The following is a 19,543-nucleotide window of genomic DNA, read 5'->3' as shown; positions in this document are numbered from 1 at the left end:
AGGGGTATAGCCTGGACTCGGCGCTTTCTCTGTAAATGGATGCCCTCGAGGGCGGCCGTGATCGACGGATTTCGCATCGAGGGCGCGCGCTGCGCTGCGGCGGCCGTCGCTGTCCGGTTCGGGTGACGAGGGTGACGGCCGGGCGCCAGCATTTTCGTCCTGCTTCGAGCAGCAGCTGCTCGGCGAGCTTCTGGCAGTATCTGATTTCGGACATGGAGTTTGCGATGACCACTTTGAAGGATTGGCCCGTGATCGCGGGCCAGATAGAGCGACGACCGGCCTTGTCGTCGCATGTGGAGTTCGCGCAGCAGTACGGCAACTTGCGCGCCGGGCGCCCCGTCGTCCTGACGGGTGTCCCCATCCCGCCTACATGCGCCGAGCGCCTCACCGACGAGGGGCTCCGCCGATCCCTGGGCGATGTCATGTTGCCGGTCATGGTGGCGGCCGAAGGTCAGTTCGCCACGGGAAAGGGGCCGTGGGATCCCTCGAAGTTCCGGATCCTCGAGATGACGTTCTCCGAGTACCTCGATCGGCTCCACGGGCGGCGTTCCGATCCCATCCTCGCCAAGGGGGAGCGTTGTTACATCTACCAGTGCCCTCCGGATCGGCTCGGCCCGCTGCTCGAGGACCTGCCCACGTCACCCTTGATTCCCCCGGAGGCGTGCGTGATCAACCGGTACGCCTGGATCGGCGAGGGCACCATCACGGTGGCTCATTACGACACGGAGGAGAACTTTCTCCTCCAGCTTCGCGGCAAGAAGAGGGTCCTCCTTTTTTCACCTGCGGACCACGATTATCTCTACTTCAATCGAAACGGGACGGTGCACGACCGGCACACGCGTGTGGATTTCACGAAGGTGGATGAGCAGCAGTTCCCGGACTTCCGCAAGGCGCGGGCCTACGAGACCATCCTCGAGCCTGGGGACATGTTGTACATCCCGGTGTGCTGGCTTCATCACATCGAGACGGTCACGTTCGGCGTGTCTGTCAACACGTGGTGGATGACCCCGGACCTGCTCAGGATTCACCAGGCGTTCGACACCCTGTGCGGCGAGATCGACGCGGGCGTGCGTCCCGAGGTGCAGCGCATGTGTCTGCAGGTGATGCAGGACAGGATCCTGAATCCCATCAATCCGTAGTGCGTACCGCTCGTCGCCCCCTACCGCCGGCTCCGGACGTGCAGCGTGGCCGTACGGTGGGACCAAGCCAGGCGCTTGCGCACTTTCGGCGCCAACTTGACGGGCGTAGCCTGCGGTCCGGGCATCCGGCCGGTGCGACCCGCTTCCGCTGCACGAGCGATCCGTGACGCGTCCACGTGCGGCCTCGTCGTGCTTCAGCGGGCGATCAGCTCCCCGTCGGAGGTCCACCCCACCTGCGCGCCGGGCGCCGTGGCGCCCGGCTCCGAGAACCACAGCGTGATGCGACCGCTCGTAGGCTCACGCTCCACTTCGGGGAGCCCGAGATCGGGATCGCCCGGGTAGCTCCGCTGCTCGCCGTCCGCCAGCGTGACCGTCATCTGCCCGATGAGCGCGCCCTCCAGCTCGAACGTCACGCGGCGGCCATCCGCCAGGGTGACGCCGCTACGACCGATGGATGTCGGCGCGTTCGCCAGCCACGCTTCGCGCATCGCGACGCGCGGATCGCCGATGCGCTGGGCGTGCTCGCCGCAGGCCGGCGGCGCATCCCCCACGCGCGCGCACACGGCGTGGAAGAACGCGCTCGCCGCCTCATACTCGCGCACGAAGCGGTAGCGCGTGGCCCGGATCTCGTCGTCGAACATCGGAACGTTGGCGAGCGGCTCCGCATCGATCTGATTCAGCGCGACCTGCACCGCGGCGATCCCATCGACGATGGCAGCTCGGAGCACGTCCGCCGGCACCTCTTCCCGCAGGGTCCAGATCAGCTGCCGGAGCGACTGGCCTGTCTCGTGATCGGCGCGACCGAAGTGCCAGAATGCATCCGAGACGGACTGCTCGTAGACGTCCATCCTCCGGCGGCAGTCGACGGGCGTGCCCCCTTCGCCCAGCACCTTGCCATGGCAGGGATCACCGTCGAACACGTGCGCGAGAATGTCCGCGATGGCCTCGTTCGCGGCGGTGCTGAGGCGCTCGCCGAGCGGACCGGAGGCGAGCCAGAGGCCGTAGTGCAGCGCATGGCCCAGCTCGTGATTTAGGACGTCCTTCTCCAGGTAAGGGTGTGCGCGCGTGGGCTGCGTGGAGTGTCCCAGCAGGGTGTAGGAGCAGTTCCTGCGCAGGGGCAGCTCGCGTCTCCCGTCGGGCCGGCGCGTCATGAGCCGGCTCGTCTCTGGCCCTATTCCGCGCCGTCCCGTGTTCCTTTAAACCCTGCGGACGATTTCTCGCCCGCCGTGCAGAGCGCAGCCGCCGGCCGACCTCCAACCACGGGCAGCGAGGCACGTGTGCGTATTCCGAGCATACCGGACGTTGCGTGCTGATATTGTCAATGAGAAGTACACCAAGGTGCCGCTCGTCGTTCCCACCTGCCGTACATGAGGAGGGTCCGCGGCTGACCGTTGTTGGGGCGCAACAGCGAATCCTTGAGGGGACGGCGGGCCTCCCGCCTTGAAGAGTCGGTAAAGCGGCGGTGCTCCAGGGGGTCGGGTTCGTGATGGTCCCCGCGCCGACGGGCCGCCGCAGGCGTGAGCGCGGCCGCGAATCGCGCTGGAAGAGCGCTCGGCAAGCTGCGCCTGGTGAGCGGGTCCGCTCGCCGCTACGTCTCCCGAGGCCCCTCAGGGCGTGGTTCCGCATCGTTGCCGTCCCTGTCTTGAGGCGTCTCAGGCGTGGGCGCTACCGGCAGCGCCGGGGAGGCTGGCCTGGTGAGCGAGTGCTCTGGAGCAGAGCGGATCTGATCGACGAGCGTGATGAGCGCCGCTTGCACGGCGGCGTCAGCTTCGCGGAGTTTTTCGAGACGGCGGGCCCACGTCGAAGAGCTCACGTACGGAGGTCGCGGCGGGATTGGCTCCCGCGGATCGGGCTCAGCGCCGAGCGCGTTCCGCGCCCTCGTCCTCTGGGCGATCGCCTGCTCGAGAACACGCCCCTCGGGACGCTGCTGGCGCTGCCGTGTCGAGGGCTTAACGAGCCCGGCGCAGCGGCGGCAGCGCAGGCCCGGCGTATCGACGTAGAGCACGGCCACTCGTGCGGAGCACCCCGGGCAACGCGCCCAGAACCGGAGGCCGCTCGAGGCCAATCGGGTCGTCTCGATCGGCAGGCTGATCGTCCCGGCCAGCACGAGATGCTCGCCGACGAGGTCGATCTCGACATCGGTGTCGACCTCGCCGCGTCGAATGGCGCCGGCGAGCGATGCGACGTTCACGGAGGCGAGCTCGGCGGTCGTGCGCTTGCGCACGCTGGGCAGCGTAACATGGTTGGAGTCCAGCAGACAGCGTCGCGCCGATCGGGCTTCGGCGTGGCTACTCGTGCCGGTACATTCGAGGCCACGATGGCGGTCGCGCAGGTGAAGGCGCTGTGGGACGTGTGGCTCCGGCGAATCCTGCGAGGCTGAAGCGACGTCGCTCCTCGTGGAGTCTGCCGCGACGCCTGCCGAGTCGGCAGCGCTGCGCAGCGCGATTGCCTCCCTGGAAGCGCTGCCGCTGCGCGAGTCCAGGCTCGCGCAGCGAAGGAGCAGACGGGAGAGCGCGAACGATGCCGACGTGACCACGGCGGCGACGCGGCGGTGCCTCAGAGGTCGGCCTCGCGCCATCCTGCCGCGCCGGTAGGCTGCCGCTGGCGTGAGCGCGGCCGCGAATCGCGGTAGAAGAGAGGCGTCATGCCCCGCAGGCCCAGGGGAACGCTCTTCCGCAACGCTGCTGACCGGCTCTACGTCCGCGTCCTCGTCGGTGACAACGACCGAGAGAGCTTCCCCGTCGACCCGAAGCTGACCGAGGAGCAGGCCGAGCAGCGCAAGGAGCTCATCGCCGACCTGGCGGCGCGCTTGCGCACCTCGCGCAACGTCACGCGCGACGCGATCGTCGCCTTGCTGGAGCGTGCTGCGGTACGCGAGGGCAGGGCGCTCCGCGACGTCATCGCGGCGGTCGACGTCATCTGCAAGGGCGGTGATCAGCGACAATTACTTCTGCCGCCTGGCGACAACTAGATTTGCCGGTGTGGCGGCCGTGCGGACGGCCTGTGCGACGGTGCGGAGCTGAGGGCTCCGGCCGGGTGCCGGGGCTCGAGGAGCCCGGATGGTCAGCGACAGGCAGGTCCGCGTGCTGAGAAAGAAGCGGATGGAAGGCAAGACGTTGGAGGCGGCCGCTGCGGCGGCCGGGATGAGCGAGAGGACGGCGCGGACGTGGCAGCGCGGGCCGCTGCCCTCGGAGACGAAGCAACCGCGGACATGGCGCACGCGACCGGACCCGTTCGTCGAGGTGTGGGCGACGGAGATCGAGCCGCTGTTGGTCGCGGACAAGGAGGGGGAGCTGGAGGCGAAGACGATTTTCGAGGAGCTTGCGCGCAGAAAGCCGGGCGTGTTCGAGCCAGGGCAGCTACGCACGCTCCAGCGGCGCGTACGGGAGTGGCGTGCGCAGCACGGGCCGGAGAAGGAAGTCTACTTCCCGCAGGAGCACACGCCGGGGCGCATGGCATCGATGGACTTCACCCACGCCACCGAGCTCGGCGTCACCATCGCCGGCGAGCTGTTCGTGCACCTGTTCTTCCAGCTCGTGCTCGCCTACAGCGGCTGGCGCTTCGTCGAGCTCGCGTTCGGCGAGACGTTCGAGGCGCTCGTGAAGGGCCTGCAGGGCGGGCTGTGGGCGCTCGGCGGAGTGCCCGAGAGGGTTCGTCTGGACAACCTCTCGGCGGCGACGCACGAGCTGGTGAAGACGGGTGGTCGCACGTTGACACGGCGGTTCGCCGAGGTGGTCGAGCACTACGGCCTTCAGGCCTCGCGCATCCAGCCCGGCGAGTCGCATGAGAATGGAGTCGTGGAGAAGGCGCACCACCTGCTCAAGAGCGCGCTGGAGCAGGCGCTCTTGTTACGTGGCAGCCGCGACTTCCTGACCGTCGAGGCGTACATGGCATTTGTCGGGCGCGTCGTCGAGGAGAAGTTTCACCGAGGCCGTGAGGCGCGGCTGGCCGAGGAGCGTGCGGCGCTCAGGCCACTGCCCTCCAGCCGCGTGCCCGAGTACACGCGGGTAGTCGTCGCAGTGCGCAAGTGGAGCACCATCCCGGTCGCGGGTCGGATCTACTCGGTGCCCTCGCGGCTCATCGGGCACGAGGTCGAGGCGCGGCTGTTCGCCGATGTCGTCGAGGTCCGGTACGCCGGCAAGCTGGTCGAGACGATGCCGCGGCTGCGCGGCGAGTACGGCCATCGCATCGACTACCGGCACGTGATCTGGTCGCTGGTGCGCAAGCCCGGCGCCTTCGCGGCGTATCGCTACCGCGAGGACCTGTTCCCGTCGCTCGTGTTCCGGCGGGCCTACGACGCGCTTCGCGAGCGGCGTGGCGACCGCGCCGACGTGGAGTATGTGCGCGTGCTGCACCTGGCTGCGAGCACGGGGGAGCGGGCGGTGGAACAGGCGCTCTCGGCGCTGCTTGAGCGGGGCGAAGCGTTTGACTACGCTGCGGTCAAGGCGCTGGCGCAGCCGGAGACACCGGCGGTGCCCGCGCTGCGCATCGGCGCGCCCGACCTCGGTCAGTACGACGCGCTGCTCGCGGCCGGAGGCGCGTCATGAGCGCCCTGACGTACACGCCCGAGATGGGGGCTCGGATCACGGCGCTGCTGTCGGAGTGGAAGCTGCCGACGGCGGCCGGCGAGCTGGTGCGGCGGCTTGTGGCCGGCGGCCACGGTGAGGCGCTCGGGGTGGTCGCCGAGGTGCTGGAGCTCGAGGCCGCAGGGCGCAAGGAGCGGCGCACCGACAGGCTGCGACGCGCCTCGAAGCTGCCGCCGGGCAAGACCTTCGACACGCTCGACAAGACGCGCGTGCCGCAGTCGGCGCTGCTGCGGGTGCAGGAGCTGTCGCGAGGCGACTTCGTGGACCACGCCGGCAACGTGCTGCTCTTCGGGATGCCCGGCGTGGGCAAGAGCCATCTGGCCTGCGCGCTCGGCCACGCGCTCATCGATACGGGCAGGAGCGTGCTGTTTACGCCGACCTACCAGCTGGTGCAGCACCTTCTGGCAGCCCGGCGCGACTTGAGCTTGCCGCGCGCGCTGCGGGCGCTGGACGTCTTCGACGCGATCTTGCTCGACGACCTGGGGTACGTGCAGCAGACGGCGGAGGAGGCGGAGGTGCTCTTCACGCTGATGGCCGAGAGGTACGAGCGCCGAAGCTTGATCATCACGAGCAACCTGGTCTTCAGCGAGTGGGACCGGATCTTCAAGACGCCGATGGCGACCGCGGCGGCGGTCGACAGGATCGTGCACCACGCGACGATCATCGAGATCGAGCGAAAGAGCGTGCGGGCAGAGGAGGCGAAGAAGCGCAACGCAGGCAAGAGGAACAGCGAGGACGAGGGATGAGAGAGACCGCGGCGATGCGCTGCGACGGGGTGGGGGCGCGGGGCGCGTCGGGCACCGTGCCGCCACGGGGGGCGCACGGCCGAGGTTTCGATGGCGTGGGCGCGGGAGGACGAGCGATGCGAGTGGCAAAGGAGGGCGGATGAACGGAATGGCCGTGGCGCGCTGGGACGGCGGTGGGGGCGCGGGGGCGCGTCGGGGCACCGCGTCGCCACTGCGGGCGCGCGGCCGAGGCCTCGATGGCGTGGGCGCGAGGGAATGTGAGGCCGACGGAACGACAACTACACGAGGAGGAAGTGCGCGAGGAAGCGGCGGGAGCAGGGCGGGGAACGCGACGACAACTACGGCGGAGGTGACGACAACTACACGAACGAGAGCGAGGGGGGCGAAGTGGGACGGCGACGAGAGGAAGGACCTGGCTGCGGCCGGCAAAAATAGTTGTCGCTGACCGGCAAGAGTAGTTGACGTCGATCAGGCGGCGCGCAAGCGAAGGTGGTCTCCGGCGGCGACTCGATGACCGTCTTCCCCTGCCGTCTCCTCGCGACGAACCCGCTCCCCCGCGGCTTCCTCCCGAAGCTCGGCCCCGCGAGGGGGGCCTCTACCCCGACGAGGACGCCCGTCTGTTGGCCAGCACCGCGATCCCGCTCTGCTGGCGCGTGTTCTGGGGCCTCCTGAACCGCGAGGGCCCGCGCATCAGCGAGGCGGCGCGCCTGCAGGTGCAGGACGTCGACCTCGCCCGCGCGGCGCTGCGCCTCGAGAAGAACGAGACGAGCGACCCCCGCACCTGGGCGCTCTCCCCCGGCGTTCCCCAGGCGCTCCGCGCACGGCTCACCCTCCGCGGCACTCCGGCGCCCTCCGCGCCGCTCTTCAGTGAACGAGGACGGCGAGCGCTTCACCGTCGAGCACGCCGCCGAGCGGTTCCGCGCTCACCTCCAGCTCGCCGGCATCGATCGCCCGGAGCTCTTCGAGGACTCCGATGAGCGCCAGCAGGTGCGCGCGCACGACACGCGCTCGACCTTCATCACGGCCGCGCTGGCGAACGGCCGGAGCGAGACCTGGGTCGCCGACCGGACCGGGCACCGGGGCTCCGTCATGATCTAGAGGTCGCCGGGCGGTCAGGACGTTTGCAGAGCTGGGCCTTGGCGAGCTAGCTTCCCTTGCCGAGGCGATCCCCGAGCTAGCGGGAGGAGGCACAGGAAACGTCACAGAAGAGGGGGGGACGGGACAGTGCGACGAAAATTAGCAGCAAAATCAACAGTTTGGCCCCGTGGCGAAATGGCAGACGCGGTGGATTTAAAATCCGCGGCCCGTACGGGCGTCCCGGTTCGAGTCCGGGCGGGGCTACCAGGCGGAGTCGTCGGGCAGCATCGGCTGGCCGACTGTCTGGCTTGAGGCTCGGCCAGCGGCTGCCGAGAGGCTCCGGTTGAATTTCAATTCACCCCGGCGGCTGCCGAGAGGCTCCGGGTTGAATTTCAATTCACCCCGGCGGCTGCCGAGAGGCTCCGGGTTGAATTTCAATTCACCCCGGCGGCTGCCGAGAGGCTCCGGGTTGAATTTCAATTCACCCCCGCGGCTGTCGGCAGGCTCCGTCGTGAATTTCAGCTCATCCCGATGCCAGCGGGCAGCCTTCGTTGTTAGGTATCTCACAACGCAACGTCCCCTCGGCACCGCCCCCGCCTCCGCACCCGCTTCCCCTCACGCCTGCTCTGCCTCATCCGCCCGATCCTGCTCGCCTCCGCGCCGGCCGTCTCGGCCGACGGCAGGCTGCCGAGCATGCACGCGGCCGTGCCATGCCCTTCGCCATGTCGGGGTGTGCGTCTCGAGCACGCGCTGGTCGCGCCCCGCGAGCCGCGCCCGCCGCGGCCACCCTTGCGATGCCGCCGACGTCCTGCGATGCCGCCGACGGCCCCGCGATGCCGTCGCCGCCGACGACGGCCGTCGCCACAGCCATGTTCGCCGCGGCTCCCTCCGTCTCCGTCCTGCTCCACCCCCGCTTGCCCGAGACGCCTCTCGCCCGTCACGGTCTGACAGTAGACAGCAAAACGCACGTTCCAGGCCCTCTTGGGCCTCGACAAACCGGATCGACTCGGGTAAGGGGGAGCGCGACTACATGGATCTGGACATCGACTGTCTGCGCGAGGCCAAGGTAGAGAATGTTGAGCGTCTTGCGCACGCTCTGGGGGTCAGGCTCCCCGACCACAAGCGCCACGACAGGCGCGCTTACACACGCGAGTTGATCCGCGTGGTGATGCAGGGCATCCGGCGCGACGCCGAGCGGTCGCGGGGGCGCAGGTTCTTCGGTCGCCGGTGACCCTGCTGTAACCCGCGGCGTATTGCCGTGGGCCGCACACCCTCGTGCGTCTCCGTCCTGCGCTCAGGCGCGCGCGAGACGTGACGTGGTTCTCGACATCCTCGGCGTGCTCTACGTCCGACAGGTTTTTTTTTCTTCTATCAGCAGAATCGTCGCTGCCGCTGAGACAGCCCGCGCTGCCGGCTAGCCCGGCCAGCCCCTGGCCTAGCTAGCCCCCGGCCCTCTTCCCGCCGCCGCTCCTCTCGCAGTCGCCCCTTCCGCGGCCGCCCCTCTCCGCCGCCGCCTCTCCCGCCGCCGCCCTCCCGCGGCCGCGTGTTCCCCCGGCCCGGCTCACCGCCCCGGGGTCTTGCTGCGCGTCATCACCTTGTTCCCCGTGACGCGGCTCCTGGCGGCCAGCAGCAGCGGCGCCGCCGGCGTAAGCGGATCGACCAGGTCGTTCACCTGGAGCATCGCCTTGTCCGTCACCTTCCACGCGGCCGCGTGCCCCGACGCCCCCTGCTGGGGGGCGCCGGCCAGGTCCAGCGCCCGGCTCAGCTCCTTGCCCACCTTGGCGATGCGCGCGAGCTCTTCCCGCGACGCCCCGCCGTCCTTCGCCGCCGCGTAGATCGCCCGGACCACCCCGAGCAGATCTCTCACGGCATCGAATGGAAAAGGCGGGGCGCTAACCGGAATGGGCACTGCGCCAATGTACAGCAAACCGCCGCCCGATGGAGCAATCGCATTCCTGTAACTCGCATCAGATTTCCTAAGAATCGTCTCTGATGTAATTCTCGAAACAGAAAAAATCAGTTGAGCGGTCCCACCACCTCCTCGACCGCCGCGATCAGCGCCCCGCTCCGGATGATCTCGGCCACGGCCGCGATGTCCCGGTAGAGCGGCCGGTCCTCGACGAGCTCCGGGACGACGCGTCGGACGGCCTCATGGGCGGCCGCCACGCCGGCGCTCGGCCGCAGCGGCCGCCGCTGGTCGACGCCCTGCGCCGCCGTGATCAGCTCGATCGCCAGCGAGCTGCGGACGTTCTCGATCACCTGCGCGAGCTTGCGGGCGCTGATGCTGCCCATGCTCACGTGGTCCTCGCGGCCGGCGCTCGAGGGGATCGAGTCGACGCTCGCCGGGTGGCAGAGCACCTTGTTCTCGCTGACCAGCGAGGCGCTCGCGACCTGGGCGATCATGAACCCCGAGTGCAGCCCGCTGTGCGGCGCGAGGAACGGGGTGAGGCCGGTCGAGAGCGCGGGGTTCACCAGCTGCTCGACCCGGCGCTCGCTGATGTTCGCGAGCTCGGCCGCCCCGATCGCGGCGAGATCCAGGGCGAGCGCGACCGGCTGCCCGTGGAAGTTGCCGCCGGAGATCAGCTCGGCGCCGCCGTCCCCGAGGAACACCGTCGGGTTGTCGGTGACGCTGTTGACCTCCCGGGTCAGCACCTCGGCGGCCCAGGCGACCGCGTCGCGCGTCGCGCCGTGCACCTGGGGCATGCAGCGGAGCGAGTAGGCGTCCTGCACCCTCGGGCAGTCGGCGTGGCTCTGCATGATCTCGCTGCCCCCGAGCAGCGCGCGCAGGTTGCCGGCCGTGACCGCCTGGCCCGGGTGCGGGCGGACGCGCATGAGCCGGTCGTCGAAGGGGCGCTTCGAGCCCATGAGCGCCTCCAGGCTCACCGCGCCGGCGATGTCCGCGACCGTGCAGAGCGCGGCCGCGTCGCGGAGCGCCAGCGCGCCGAGCGCGGTCATGTACTGGGTCCCGTTGATCAGCGCGAGCCCCTCCTTCGCGGCGAGCTCGATCGGGGCGAGGCCGGCCTCCGCGAGCGCCACCGCGCTCGGCAGGAGCCGCCCGCCGACGCGCGCCTCCCCCTCGCCGATCAGCGCGAGCGCGAGGTGCGCGAGCGGCGCGAGGTCGCCCGACGCGCCGACCGAGCCCTGCGCCGGGATCCGCGGGCACACGCCGCGCTCGAGCAGGGCGGCGAGCAGGTCGAGCACCTCCGTGCGCACGCCCGAGTGCCCCAGCGCGATCACCTGCGCGCGCAGGACGATCATGGCGCGCACCTCGGCGTCGCCGAGGTCGGGGCCCACCCCGCAGGCGTGGCTCCGCACGAGGTTCCGCTGGAGCGCCCGGATGTCGTGATCGGCGATGCGCGTCTCGGCGAGCGCGCCGAAGCCGGTGTTGATGCCGTACACCGCGGGCGCGGCGTCCCCCGCCGCCGCGATCGCGTCGATCGCGCCCCGCGAGGCCGCCGCGCGGGCGCGCGCCTCGGCGCAGATCGCCACCGGACGGCCGCGCCGCGCGACGTCCTCGAGATCCGCGAGCGAGAGGGGACGGCCGAGGAGCAAAGGAGAAACAGAGGCGTTGTGCTGCATGGAGAGGGTCACGGGGGCCCACGCTAGAGCGGCGGATGCCCAGAGAAAAGGACGCCCGCTGGGCAAAGCCGGCGCTGTCCGACCGCCCGCCAAGGGCGGAGCAAGGTCCCGGCGGCGCTCGCTGGAAAGCGCGGAGCAACGGAAGGAATCTGTGCCCTGCGGAGATCGATCCGCCTATCCTCCGCAGCGCGCGTCCCCGGCCGGGCGACGCTTCCTCCGCTTGCTTCCGATGCGTCGCCTCCTCGTCCCGCTCGCCTCCCTTGCGCTCGCCGTAGCGCTCCCGTCGCCGGGCGCTGCTCAGCCCGCCGAGGGCCCGGGCCTGGAGGTGAGCACGAGCGCACCGTCTGGCGCGGACGCGAGCCCGGACGCGAGCCTGGACGCGGGCCCGGACGCGGGCCCGGGCTTGAACGGCGCGGGCCCCGGCGCGAACGGCGCGGGCCCGAGCGCGAACGGCGCGGGCGCGGGCCCGGGCGTGGAGCAGACGCCGCCGCCCGCCGCGGTCGCTTTCGAGCGGCGGTTCGTGATCGACACGGGCCGCGCGCCGCCCCCTCCGCCCGATCCGACGCGCGCGACGTTCTCGGTGGAGGGCGAGTACCAGCTCCGTTACCGCGCGATGACCTCGCTCCGGCTCGAGGCGCCCGCGTCGGATCCGGCCGCGACGACGCTCGGGCAGCACCAGTTCATCGCCCACTGGCTGCGCCTCACGTCGCGCTTCCACTACAAGGACAAGGCCTCGGTCGTGGCGCAGCTCGACCTCGTCCGGGGGCTCATCGCCGGGGACACCACGCAGCACGTGGACCAGGTGCGCGACGCGCGCGCCGCCCTGTCGTGGGCCGAGGTGCACCCGCGCTACCTCTACCTGGAGGTGCCCACCGCGATCGGGGTCGTCCGGGCCGGCCAGCAGGGCGCGCACTGGGGGATGGGGCTCGTCGCCAACGACGGCGAGCGCCCGTCGCTCTTCGGGGACTACACCCGCGGGTCGCTGGTGGAGCGCGCCCTGCTCGCCGCGACGCCGATGGGCCGGGACGGGCCGCTCGTCCTGACGGTCGCGGGCGACCTCGTGTTCGAGGACAACGCGGCCGATCTGCTAGGAAATGACGTCGACGACGTCGACGACGTCGACGACGTCGACGACGTCGACGGCGTCGAGCGGCAGGACGCGGGCGCGGGCGATCTCGCCGTCCAGGCGGTCGTGTCGGCGCTCTGGCGCGCGCGGCGCGGCGAGGTCGGGATCTACGGCGCCCTGCGGCGGCAGACGCGCGAGCGCCGCACCCGGGCGGGCGTCGTCCCCTACACCGAGGCGCTCACGGCCGGCGTGATCGACGTGGCGGGCAGGTTCGACGCGCCGGTGCCGGGGGGCGGCGCCCACGTCTACGGCGAGCTCGAGGCCGCGGCGGTCCTCGGCGCCACGACCTTCGCCCCGAGCGACGCGGACTTGCCCTCGGTCCCCCGGGTCGGGCGCGCGCCCGCGGCGGTGCGTTCGGTCGGCGGCGCGGCCACGCTCGGGGCGGTGCACGTCGCCGTCCGCGGGCCGCGGCCTGCCGACCGGTGGGGGCGCGTCGTCACGGAGCTCGAGGTCGGCTACGCCTCGGGCGACGACGACCCCGGCGACGGCGTGGCGCGGCGGTTCACGTTCGACCCGAGCCACAACGTCGGGCTCCTCCTGTTCGACGAGGTGCTCGCCTGGAAGACGGCGCGCGCGGCCACCCTCACCGAGAAGGAGCGCTCGGGCGAGGTCCCGGCGCCGGGCCTGCGGGCGCTGCCCTCCAAGGGGGGCGTCTTCGGCGCCGCCTACGTGAACCCGCGCCTCGTCGTGCGGCCCGCGCGCTGGCTCGACCTGAAGGCGGGCGCCGTCATCGCGCACGCGACCGCCGATCCCGTCGACCCGTACCGCGACCCCGACGACGGCGGCCTCGCCAACTACGACGGCGGCGACCGGCGCCGCCGCGACCTCGGCGTCGAGCTCGACCTCGGCGTCGATGCGCGCATCGCGATGGGCCGGCTCCTCACCATCCAGCTCGGCACCGAGGCCGGCGCCTTCTTCCCCGGCGGCGCGTTCAACGACGCCGCGGGGACCGAGCTCCCGGATCAGTTCCTGCTCACCCTCAAGCTGGGCCTGATCCACTGAGCCGGCCGCGGCCTCCGCCGCCGCCGCGCGCGCCCACGGCCGAGCTCGCGTGCGACACAGCAGACGAGGACCGCCCAGGATGCTAGAGGGGCGGCTGCGACGTCGCGCCGGGGATCGGGCGCCCGGCCCGCCGCCCGGCGGAGACCGAACGAGTCGAACAAGTCGAACGAGTCGAACGAGACGAAGACGAGATGCGCTACCACGTCACCCTCCCTTCCGGCCGAGAGATCCCCGTCGACGTTGCGCACCTGCCGAACGGCGAGGTAGAGGTCTCGGTCGAGGGGCGCACGATGGTGGCCGACGCCATCGGGGAGGGCGCCTCGACGCACCTCCGCCTCGACGGCCGCGGCGTGGATCTCTGGCTCCACGGGGCGCCGCCCGACGTCGACGTCGCCGCGAACGGCCGGCGCTTCGGCGCGCGGGTCGAGAGCGAGCGGGCGCGGGCCCTGCGCAGCGCCGCGCAGGCGGGGCACGCCGTGGGCGAGGGGCTCGTGACGTCGCCGATGCCGGGCCGCGTCCTGAAGGTGCTCGTCCGCGAGGGCGACGAGGTCGCGGCCGGCGCGCCGCTCGTGGTCGTCGAGGCGATGAAGATGGAGAACGAGCTCGGCGCGGCCCGCAGCGGCGTGGTGAAGAAGATCTACGCGACCCCGGGCGCCACGGTCGAGAGCGGCGCGCCGCTCGTCGAGGTCGGGTGACGGCGCCGGCCGCGGGCGCGTTTGCTCGCCGCCGACACCGCCGGCGCCCGCCGGAACCAGTCGGAACCCTTCGAGGACGGAGAACATGATGCGCAAACGACTCGCGCTGGCCCACCTCCCGACCCCGATCCAGCGCCCGCGCCGGCTCGCCGAGGCGCTCGGCGTCGACCTCTACGTGAAGCGCGACGACATGACGGGCGGCGCGGAGGCCGGCAACAAGATCCGCAAGCTCGAGTACCTGCTCGCGGCCGCGCGCGAGGAGGGCGCCGACTGCGTGATCACCTGCGGCGGCCTGCAGTCGAACCACGCGCGCGCGACCGCGCTGCTCGGCGCGTCGCTCGGGATGCGCGCGGTGCTGTTCCTGCGCGCCGCCGACGTCGCGGCCGGCGCGACGCTCGAGGGCAACGTGCTGCTCGACCGGCTCGCCGGCGCGGAGATCCGGCTGATCTCGCCCGAGGCCTACAAGGGCCGCGACGCCGTGATGGCCGAGGCCGCGGCCGAGATCCGCGCCGCGGGCGGGCGGCCGTACGTGATCCCCGAGGGCGGCTCGAACGGCCTCGGCGCGCTCGGCTACGTGCGCGCCATGGAGGAGATCCGGAAGCAGCTCGACGTCGGCCTCGCGGGGGGCAAGCCGTTCGACGTCATCGTGCACGCGTGCGGCTCGGGCGGCACCGCGGCGGGCACGGCGCTCGGCGCCGCCCACCACGACGTGGCCGGCGAGGTGCGCGCGATGGCGGTGTGCGAGGACCGGGCGACGTTCGCGCGCATCGCGCTGCAGATCATGGACGAGGCGCGCGCGCTCGAGCCCGGCCTGGGCGCGCCGGCCCACCTCGTCGTCGACGACTCCGCGAAGGGGCCGGCCTACGCGGTGTCCACGCCGGAGCAGCGGCGCCGGATCATCCAGGCGGCGCGGCTCGCGGGCCTCATCCTGGACCCGGTGTACACGGGCAAGGCGTTCTCGGGGCTCTGGGACATGGCCGAGCGCGGGGAGCTCTCGGGCAAGCGGGTGCTGTTCCTGCACACGGGCGGGCTGCCCGGCCTGCTCGCCCAGGGGACGTCGTTCACGGACGCCCTGTAGCCGGCGCGGGCGCCCCCTGCGCGCGCCGCGCCGGAGCGGGCGTCACCCGGGCGCGCCGCGCCACCACGCGTCCGCCAGCGAGGCGTCTTCCAGGGTGTCGATCTCCATGTAGCCGCCGTGGGTGTCGACCTTGTGGAGCAGGGCGCCGGACTCGATCATGTGCTGGAGCAGATCGATGAGGTAGGCGCGCTGGAACGAGCGGCCTTCGCGGAACTCCGGGCGGCCCTCGAAGGCGGCGCGGGCGGCGTCGAAGGCGGACAGGAGCTGCGCGGCGCCGCGGGAGGAGAGCTTCATCACGCCGATGAACTCGCCGGTCGCCGCCTCGGACGGGATGCGGCGCGAGAGCTCGACGACGCGATCGCCGTCGGCGCGCAGCTTCTCGGCGTCGGTCTCGGGGTGCTGCGAGCGGTTCACGTACCGGCGGCGCCAGTCCGTGTCGCAGGCGAGCGCGATGTCGTGCGGCGAGCGCACCAGATCGGCGACGATCTCGGGGCGGTAGACGATGTCGGCGTACGTCGAGACGAAGCCGCCCTCGAGGTGCTCGCGCGCGCAGAGCAGCGAGAGCAGGATGTTGTTCTGCTCCCAGCCGCGGTTCTCGACGTACGTCAGATCCGGGTAGGCCGCGCGGATCACGTCGGCCTTGTAGCCGCAGATGAACACCACGTCGGAGCGCTTGAAGCCGCCCGCCGCGAGCGCGTCGAGGATGCCGTCGAGCATCGGACGGCCAAGGATCGGGACCAGCGTCTTCGGCAGCTCTTCGGTCAGGTGACGCAGCCGGCTGCCCCGGCCCGCCCCGATGATCACGGCCTTCACGACCCGGCCGTTACCACGGACCGGCGCGGGCGAGCACAGGACCTGCGCGCCGGCGCGACGACCCCTCGCACTGGCGCGACGACCCCTCGCACCGCGGCGCCTCCTTACGGAATCGTGACCGGGAGCTGACCGGCTCCCGGGAGCCGCTCGGTTAGAAGCAAATCATGGAGATCGCGATCGTACTCATCGCCCACTCTACGCTTTCGGTCTTTTTCCAGACCTTCTTCCTGCACCGGTACGCCTCCCATCGGATGTTCACGATGTCGAAGCGCTGGGAGCGGATTTTTCACTTCCTGACGTACCTCACGCAGGGCTCCTCGTACCTCGTGCCGTGGGTCTACGCGATCTTGCACCGCATGCACCACGCCTACAGCGACACGCCGAAGGACCCGCACTCGCCGCGGTACTACAAGGACGTCGCGCGGATGATGTGGGACACGGCGAAGCGCTACGACGAGATCTACGCGAGCACGGCCCAGGTGGAGCCGCGCTTCCTCGGCGGCTATCCCGAGTGGCCCACGCTCGATCGCATCGGCAACTCGTGGATCAGCCGCCTCGCCTGGGGCACGGGTTACGTGGGCTTCTACGCCCTCTTCGCCACGGCGTGGTGGCAGTTCCTGTTCCTCCCGCTCCACTGGACCATGGGCCCGATGCACGGCGCGATCGTGAACTGGTGCGGCCACAAGTACGGCTACCGCAACTTCAACAGCGACGACGACTCGCGCAACACGCTCATCCTCGACCTCGTGACCCTCGGCGAGCTCTTCCAGAACAACCACCACAAGTACTCGATGAGCCCGAACTTCGCGGTGCGCTGGTTCGAGATCGACCCGGCCTACCAGGTCATCCGCGTGTTCACCTGGATGGGCATCCTCAAGATGTCCGACAAGCGCCAGGTGGCCCGCTTCGAGCCCGAGGTCGCGGCCAAGGACGAGCTCGAGGTGCCCGAGGCGCGCCCGGTCGCCCGGCTCGATCACGAGGTCGCGGCGCAGGCCGAGACCTGAACGGCCGCGGCCCGGACGGGCCGCGGTGAGGGGGGCGGCCCGGAAGGGCCACAAAGCGCGGCGCGGGGCTCAGAGGGCCCCGCGCCGCAGCGTTTTTTGTCGTCCGCGTCGTCCGCGTCGTCCGCTTCGTTACTCGAACAGCAGCCGGAACGCCCCGGGGACGTCGTTCGGCCCGATCTCCGCCTTGCGCTTGTTGAACTCCGGCAGAGCGGCCTGGTAGGCCGCGTCCACCCGCAGGTCGCCGCCGTCCCAGCTCGGGCGCCAGACCTCCATCGAGTCGTGGGCGAGGTCGATCACGTCCTTGAGCTGGCCGCGCTCCTTCAGGATCTGCGCGCTCAGCGCGTACATCAGGAGCCCGCCGGGGATCGCCCCGAGCGCCGTCGTCGCCAGGGCCGGGTAGCAGATGCGCGCCGTCCGCGCGCCGAACCGCTCCCGGATGTCGGCCATCGTCTTGCGCTGCAGGATCTTCGAGCCCGCGAGCGGGCCCATCGCGTAGACCGGGTCGTCGCTCGGGTAGTCGTAGTCGCAGAAGGCCACGACGCTCTCGCCCTTCACGAGCAGCCCCGCCGCGGCGAGCGGCTCGGCCCAGAGCAGCGACGACGTGCCCATGAACTTGTTCGTGCGCTCGATGTCCGCGTCGCTCGCGACCTCGACCTCGACGAGCCCGAGCTTGCGGATGTGCTCGGGGCGCGAGAAGTCGGGGACCTGGAGCACCGGGTCGAACACGACGTCGAGGTCCTTCACCGTCGTCGGCCCGTGCTCCACGTACCGCTTCGTCGCCCCGTTCGCGATGCCGTTCACGAGGTGCACCGCCCGATACCGCTCCTTCAGCGCGGCGACCACCTCGTCGATCACCTGCGGCTTCGTGGCGTCGTTGTTCCAGAAGCGCGCGGTGAGCCCCTCGGCCTCCGCGGCGTCGGTCAGGGCCTTCACGTGGTGCGGGCCGATCTGCATCTTCTCGCTGTCGAAGTGCACGCCGAAGACGGCGACCCGCTCCCCGAAGAGCAGCTGCAGCCCGAGGGCCCGGGTGATGCCGTTCGAGCCGCCCAGGATCAGCACCGCGGCGTCCGGGGCGATCTTCGTGCCCGCGGGGGTGATGCGGGCGCGGTGGGCCGCGAGCAGCTCGCTCGCCGCGCGCGCGCCGTGCTCGGCCAGCGCCCCGACGAGCGCGCGGCGGTCGATGCCGCCGAGCGGAAGCTTCTTGAAGGTCTCTAGGTCACTCATGAGCTCGGCCTCTTACCGTCTCCCGCGCTCCGCGTCACGACAGGACCGCCGCCGGCCGCAACGGAGCACCTCTCCATGCATCCGACGTTCCCCACGCGGACGTCGCCGCCTCCGTCCGAGCCGTGATAGAACGATCGCGTGAAGACGGTTCTTGTCACCGGCGGCAGCGGGTTTATCGGGCGCGGTCTCGTGAAGGATCTGCTCGCCCGGGGCGATCGGGTGACGGTGCTGACGCGCGACGTGAAGCGCGCGCAGGCGGCGCTGCCCGGGGCGCGCGTCGCCTCGTGGAACCCGATGGGGCCGGGGCCGTGGTTCGAGGAGGTCGACGGGGTGGACGTGATCATCCACCTCGCGGGCGAGCCGATCGCCAAGCGGTGGTCCGAGGCGGCGAAGCGCGAGATCGTGGACAGCCGCATCGAGACGACCCGCCTGATGGGCGAGGCGATCGGCCAGGCGAAGCGCAAGCCGAGCGCGTTCCTGTGCGCCTCGGCCGTCGGCTACTACGGGCCGCAGCCGGGCGACAAGGCGCTCGACGAGGGCGCGGAGCCCGGGCAGGGCTTCCTCGCCGACGTCGTGGTCCGCTGGGAGCAGGCGGCGCGCGCCGTCGAGGAGCGGCACGGCGTGAGGTCGGTGCAGCTGCGGATCGGCGTGGTGATCGGCGAGGGCGGCGGGGCGCTCGACAAGATGATCGCCCCCTTCAAATTCTTCCTCGGCGGGCCGATCGGCGACGGCAAGCAGGTGATCTCGTGGATCCACCGCGACGACGTCGTGGGGATGATCCTGCTCGCCCTCGACAACGAGGCCGTGCGCGGCCCGCTCAACGTGACCTCGCCGAACCCGGCGACCGGCGAGGAGGTCGCGCGGGCGATCGGCGCCGTGCTGCGCCGGCCCACGTGGCTCCGCGTGCCCGAGGTGATGGTGAAGCTCGGGATGGGCGACGCGGCCGAGATCGTGACCACCGGGCAGCGTGTCCAGCCCAGGCGGGCCGAGGAGCTGGGCTACACGTTCCGCCGCCCCCTGCTCGTGCCGGCGCTCGAGTCGATCTTCGGCCGCTGAGCCGCGCGTGGTCGGCCGCTGCGCGCGCGTGGTCGGCCGCTGCGCCGCGCGCGGCGGTCGGCCGCTGCGCCGCGGCCGCGTGAAGACGCGTGTGGGCGAACAGCCGGGCGCCCCAAGCGAGGCGTCCAGCTGCTCGCCCACCGCGAAGAAGAGCCGCCGGTGGGGCGCTGAGAAGTCGACCGTCGTCGAGCAGCGCACCACCGGGAGCCCGGACGGTGTTTCCCGCGCTCCCCCAAGCGCTCCGTCCGATTCCATACTTACGACATCGCGCGTCGAGAATCCTTCGGGATGAGTTGGATTGACGCGTGCAGGGTACCCCGACTGGAGCGCGGCGGGCGGCGCAAGGTGATGTGCAAAGTCGTTAAGGAATCCCCTTTGCCGCGCCGCGCAATCGCGAGGTTACATCGCGCGTCGCGGC

General features: G+C 71.2%; 17 protein-coding genes and 1 tRNA gene. 12 read left to right on the top strand and 6 right to left on the bottom strand.

Annotation, left to right across the window (positions count from 1 at the left end; translation table 11 throughout):
* The first annotated feature begins 224 nt into the window (after positions 1-224).
* A complete protein-coding gene (locus tag WMF43_RS34715; RefSeq protein ID WP_437671258.1) occupies positions 225-1,139 on the top strand; it encodes a cupin-like domain-containing protein in 915 nt (304 codons plus the stop codon).
* A 194-nt stretch (positions 1,140-1,333) separates the two neighbouring features.
* Here WMF43_RS34715 and WMF43_RS34710 read toward each other — a convergent pair whose 3' ends face one another.
* Together WMF43_RS34710 and WMF43_RS34705 are read right to left on the bottom strand one after the other, a co-directional pair.
* Entirely contained in the window at positions 1,334-2,290 is a 957-nt protein-coding gene (locus WMF43_RS34710) for a hypothetical protein (RefSeq protein WP_437671256.1), read from the bottom strand.
* Between the two features lie 437 nt (positions 2,291-2,727).
* On the bottom strand, positions 2,728-3,363 hold the full coding sequence (locus WMF43_RS34705) for a hypothetical protein (RefSeq protein WP_437671254.1): 636 nt from the start codon (positions 3,361-3,363) through the stop codon (positions 2,728-2,730).
* Positions 3,364-3,783: 420 nt separating this feature from the next.
* Between WMF43_RS34705 and WMF43_RS34700 the strand changes: the two genes are divergently transcribed.
* The 6 genes from WMF43_RS34700 to WMF43_RS34675 all read left to right on the top strand — a co-directional run bounded on the left by WMF43_RS34700 (position 3,784) and on the right by WMF43_RS34675 (position 8,779).
* Positions 3,784-4,110, top strand: coding sequence for a hypothetical protein (locus WMF43_RS34700; RefSeq protein ID WP_437671252.1), 327 nt, complete (start codon positions 3,784-3,786; stop codon positions 4,108-4,110).
* An 88-nt stretch (positions 4,111-4,198) separates the two neighbouring features.
* Positions 4,199-5,686 carry an IS21 family transposase gene (istA, locus tag WMF43_RS34695; RefSeq protein WP_437668776.1) on the top strand — a complete coding sequence of 496 codons (1,488 nt, stop codon included), beginning with the start codon at positions 4,199-4,201 and terminating at the stop codon, positions 5,684-5,686.
* Positions 5,683-6,471 (top strand): IS21-like element helper ATPase IstB, encoded by a 789-nt coding sequence (gene istB, locus WMF43_RS34690; RefSeq protein ID WP_437671251.1) that lies wholly within the window; start codon positions 5,683-5,685, stop codon positions 6,469-6,471. The genes istA and istB overlap by 4 nt, the downstream gene beginning before the upstream one ends.
* A gap of 867 nt (positions 6,472-7,338) precedes the next feature.
* The gene (locus tag WMF43_RS34685) at positions 7,339-7,569 is read left to right on the top strand and encodes a hypothetical protein (protein ID WP_437671249.1); all 231 of its coding nucleotides are present in this window, start codon (positions 7,339-7,341) and stop codon (positions 7,567-7,569) included.
* Between the two features lie 160 nt (positions 7,570-7,729).
* Positions 7,730-7,815: transfer RNA gene (locus WMF43_RS34680), tRNA-Leu, on the top strand.
* A gap of 763 nt (positions 7,816-8,578) precedes the next feature.
* On the top strand, positions 8,579-8,779 hold the full coding sequence (locus WMF43_RS34675; RefSeq protein WP_437671247.1) for a hypothetical protein: 201 nt from the start codon (positions 8,579-8,581) through the stop codon (positions 8,777-8,779).
* A 330-nt stretch (positions 8,780-9,109) separates the two neighbouring features.
* Here the strand turns inward: WMF43_RS34675 and WMF43_RS34670 are convergent, their stop codons facing one another.
* Together WMF43_RS34670 and hutH are read right to left on the bottom strand one after the other, a co-directional pair.
* Positions 9,110-9,415 (bottom strand): hypothetical protein, encoded by a 306-nt coding sequence (locus tag WMF43_RS34670; protein ID WP_437671245.1) that lies wholly within the window; start codon positions 9,413-9,415, stop codon positions 9,110-9,112.
* Between the two features lie 149 nt (positions 9,416-9,564).
* Positions 9,565-11,127: a histidine ammonia-lyase gene (gene hutH / locus WMF43_RS34665; RefSeq protein ID WP_437684145.1), complete on the bottom strand. Its 1,563-nt coding sequence runs from the start codon at positions 11,125-11,127 to the stop codon at positions 9,565-9,567.
* Between the two features lie 229 nt (positions 11,128-11,356).
* Here hutH and WMF43_RS34660 point away from each other — a divergent pair, with 229 nt between their 5' ends.
* From WMF43_RS34660 to WMF43_RS34650, 3 genes are all read left to right on the top strand, one after another.
* Positions 11,357-13,255 (top strand): hypothetical protein, encoded by a 1,899-nt coding sequence (locus WMF43_RS34660; RefSeq protein WP_437671243.1) that lies wholly within the window; start codon positions 11,357-11,359, stop codon positions 13,253-13,255.
* 191 nt (positions 13,256-13,446) lie between these two features.
* Complete coding sequence (locus WMF43_RS34655) at positions 13,447-13,950, top strand: biotin/lipoyl-containing protein (protein WP_437671241.1); 504 nt, start codon at positions 13,447-13,449, stop codon at positions 13,948-13,950.
* A gap of 85 nt (positions 13,951-14,035) precedes the next feature.
* The gene (locus WMF43_RS34650) at positions 14,036-15,028 is read left to right on the top strand and encodes a D-cysteine desulfhydrase family protein (RefSeq protein WP_437671239.1); all 993 of its coding nucleotides are present in this window, start codon (positions 14,036-14,038) and stop codon (positions 15,026-15,028) included.
* Between the two features lie 42 nt (positions 15,029-15,070).
* Here WMF43_RS34650 and WMF43_RS34645 read toward each other — a convergent pair whose 3' ends face one another.
* Positions 15,071-15,841 (bottom strand): NTP transferase domain-containing protein, encoded by a 771-nt coding sequence (locus WMF43_RS34645; protein WP_437671237.1) that lies wholly within the window; start codon positions 15,839-15,841, stop codon positions 15,071-15,073.
* A gap of 164 nt (positions 15,842-16,005) precedes the next feature.
* On the opposite strand from WMF43_RS34645, the gene WMF43_RS34640 reads away from it, so the two are divergent.
* The gene (locus WMF43_RS34640) at positions 16,006-16,845 is read left to right on the top strand and encodes an acyl-CoA desaturase (RefSeq protein ID WP_437671235.1); all 840 of its coding nucleotides are present in this window, start codon (positions 16,006-16,008) and stop codon (positions 16,843-16,845) included.
* A gap of 129 nt (positions 16,846-16,974) precedes the next feature.
* Here WMF43_RS34640 and WMF43_RS34635 read toward each other — a convergent pair whose 3' ends face one another.
* A complete protein-coding gene (locus WMF43_RS34635) occupies positions 16,975-18,069 on the bottom strand; it encodes a hypothetical protein (RefSeq protein WP_437671233.1) in 1,095 nt (364 codons plus the stop codon).
* Between the two features lie 138 nt (positions 18,070-18,207).
* Here WMF43_RS34635 and WMF43_RS34630 point away from each other — a divergent pair, with 138 nt between their 5' ends.
* Positions 18,208-19,125: a TIGR01777 family oxidoreductase gene (locus WMF43_RS34630; RefSeq protein WP_437671231.1), complete on the top strand. Its 918-nt coding sequence runs from the start codon at positions 18,208-18,210 to the stop codon at positions 19,123-19,125.
* The last annotated feature ends 418 nt before the right edge of the window (positions 19,126-19,543 follow it).

Origin of the sequence: Sorangium sp. So ce131, assembly GCF_051519095.1 — a bacterium.
Lineage (GTDB): Bacteria > Myxococcota_A > Polyangia > Polyangiales > Polyangiaceae > Sorangium.
The sequence above is the reverse complement of the archived record's forward strand: the minus strand, read 5'-3'. Positions and strand labels throughout refer to the sequence as shown.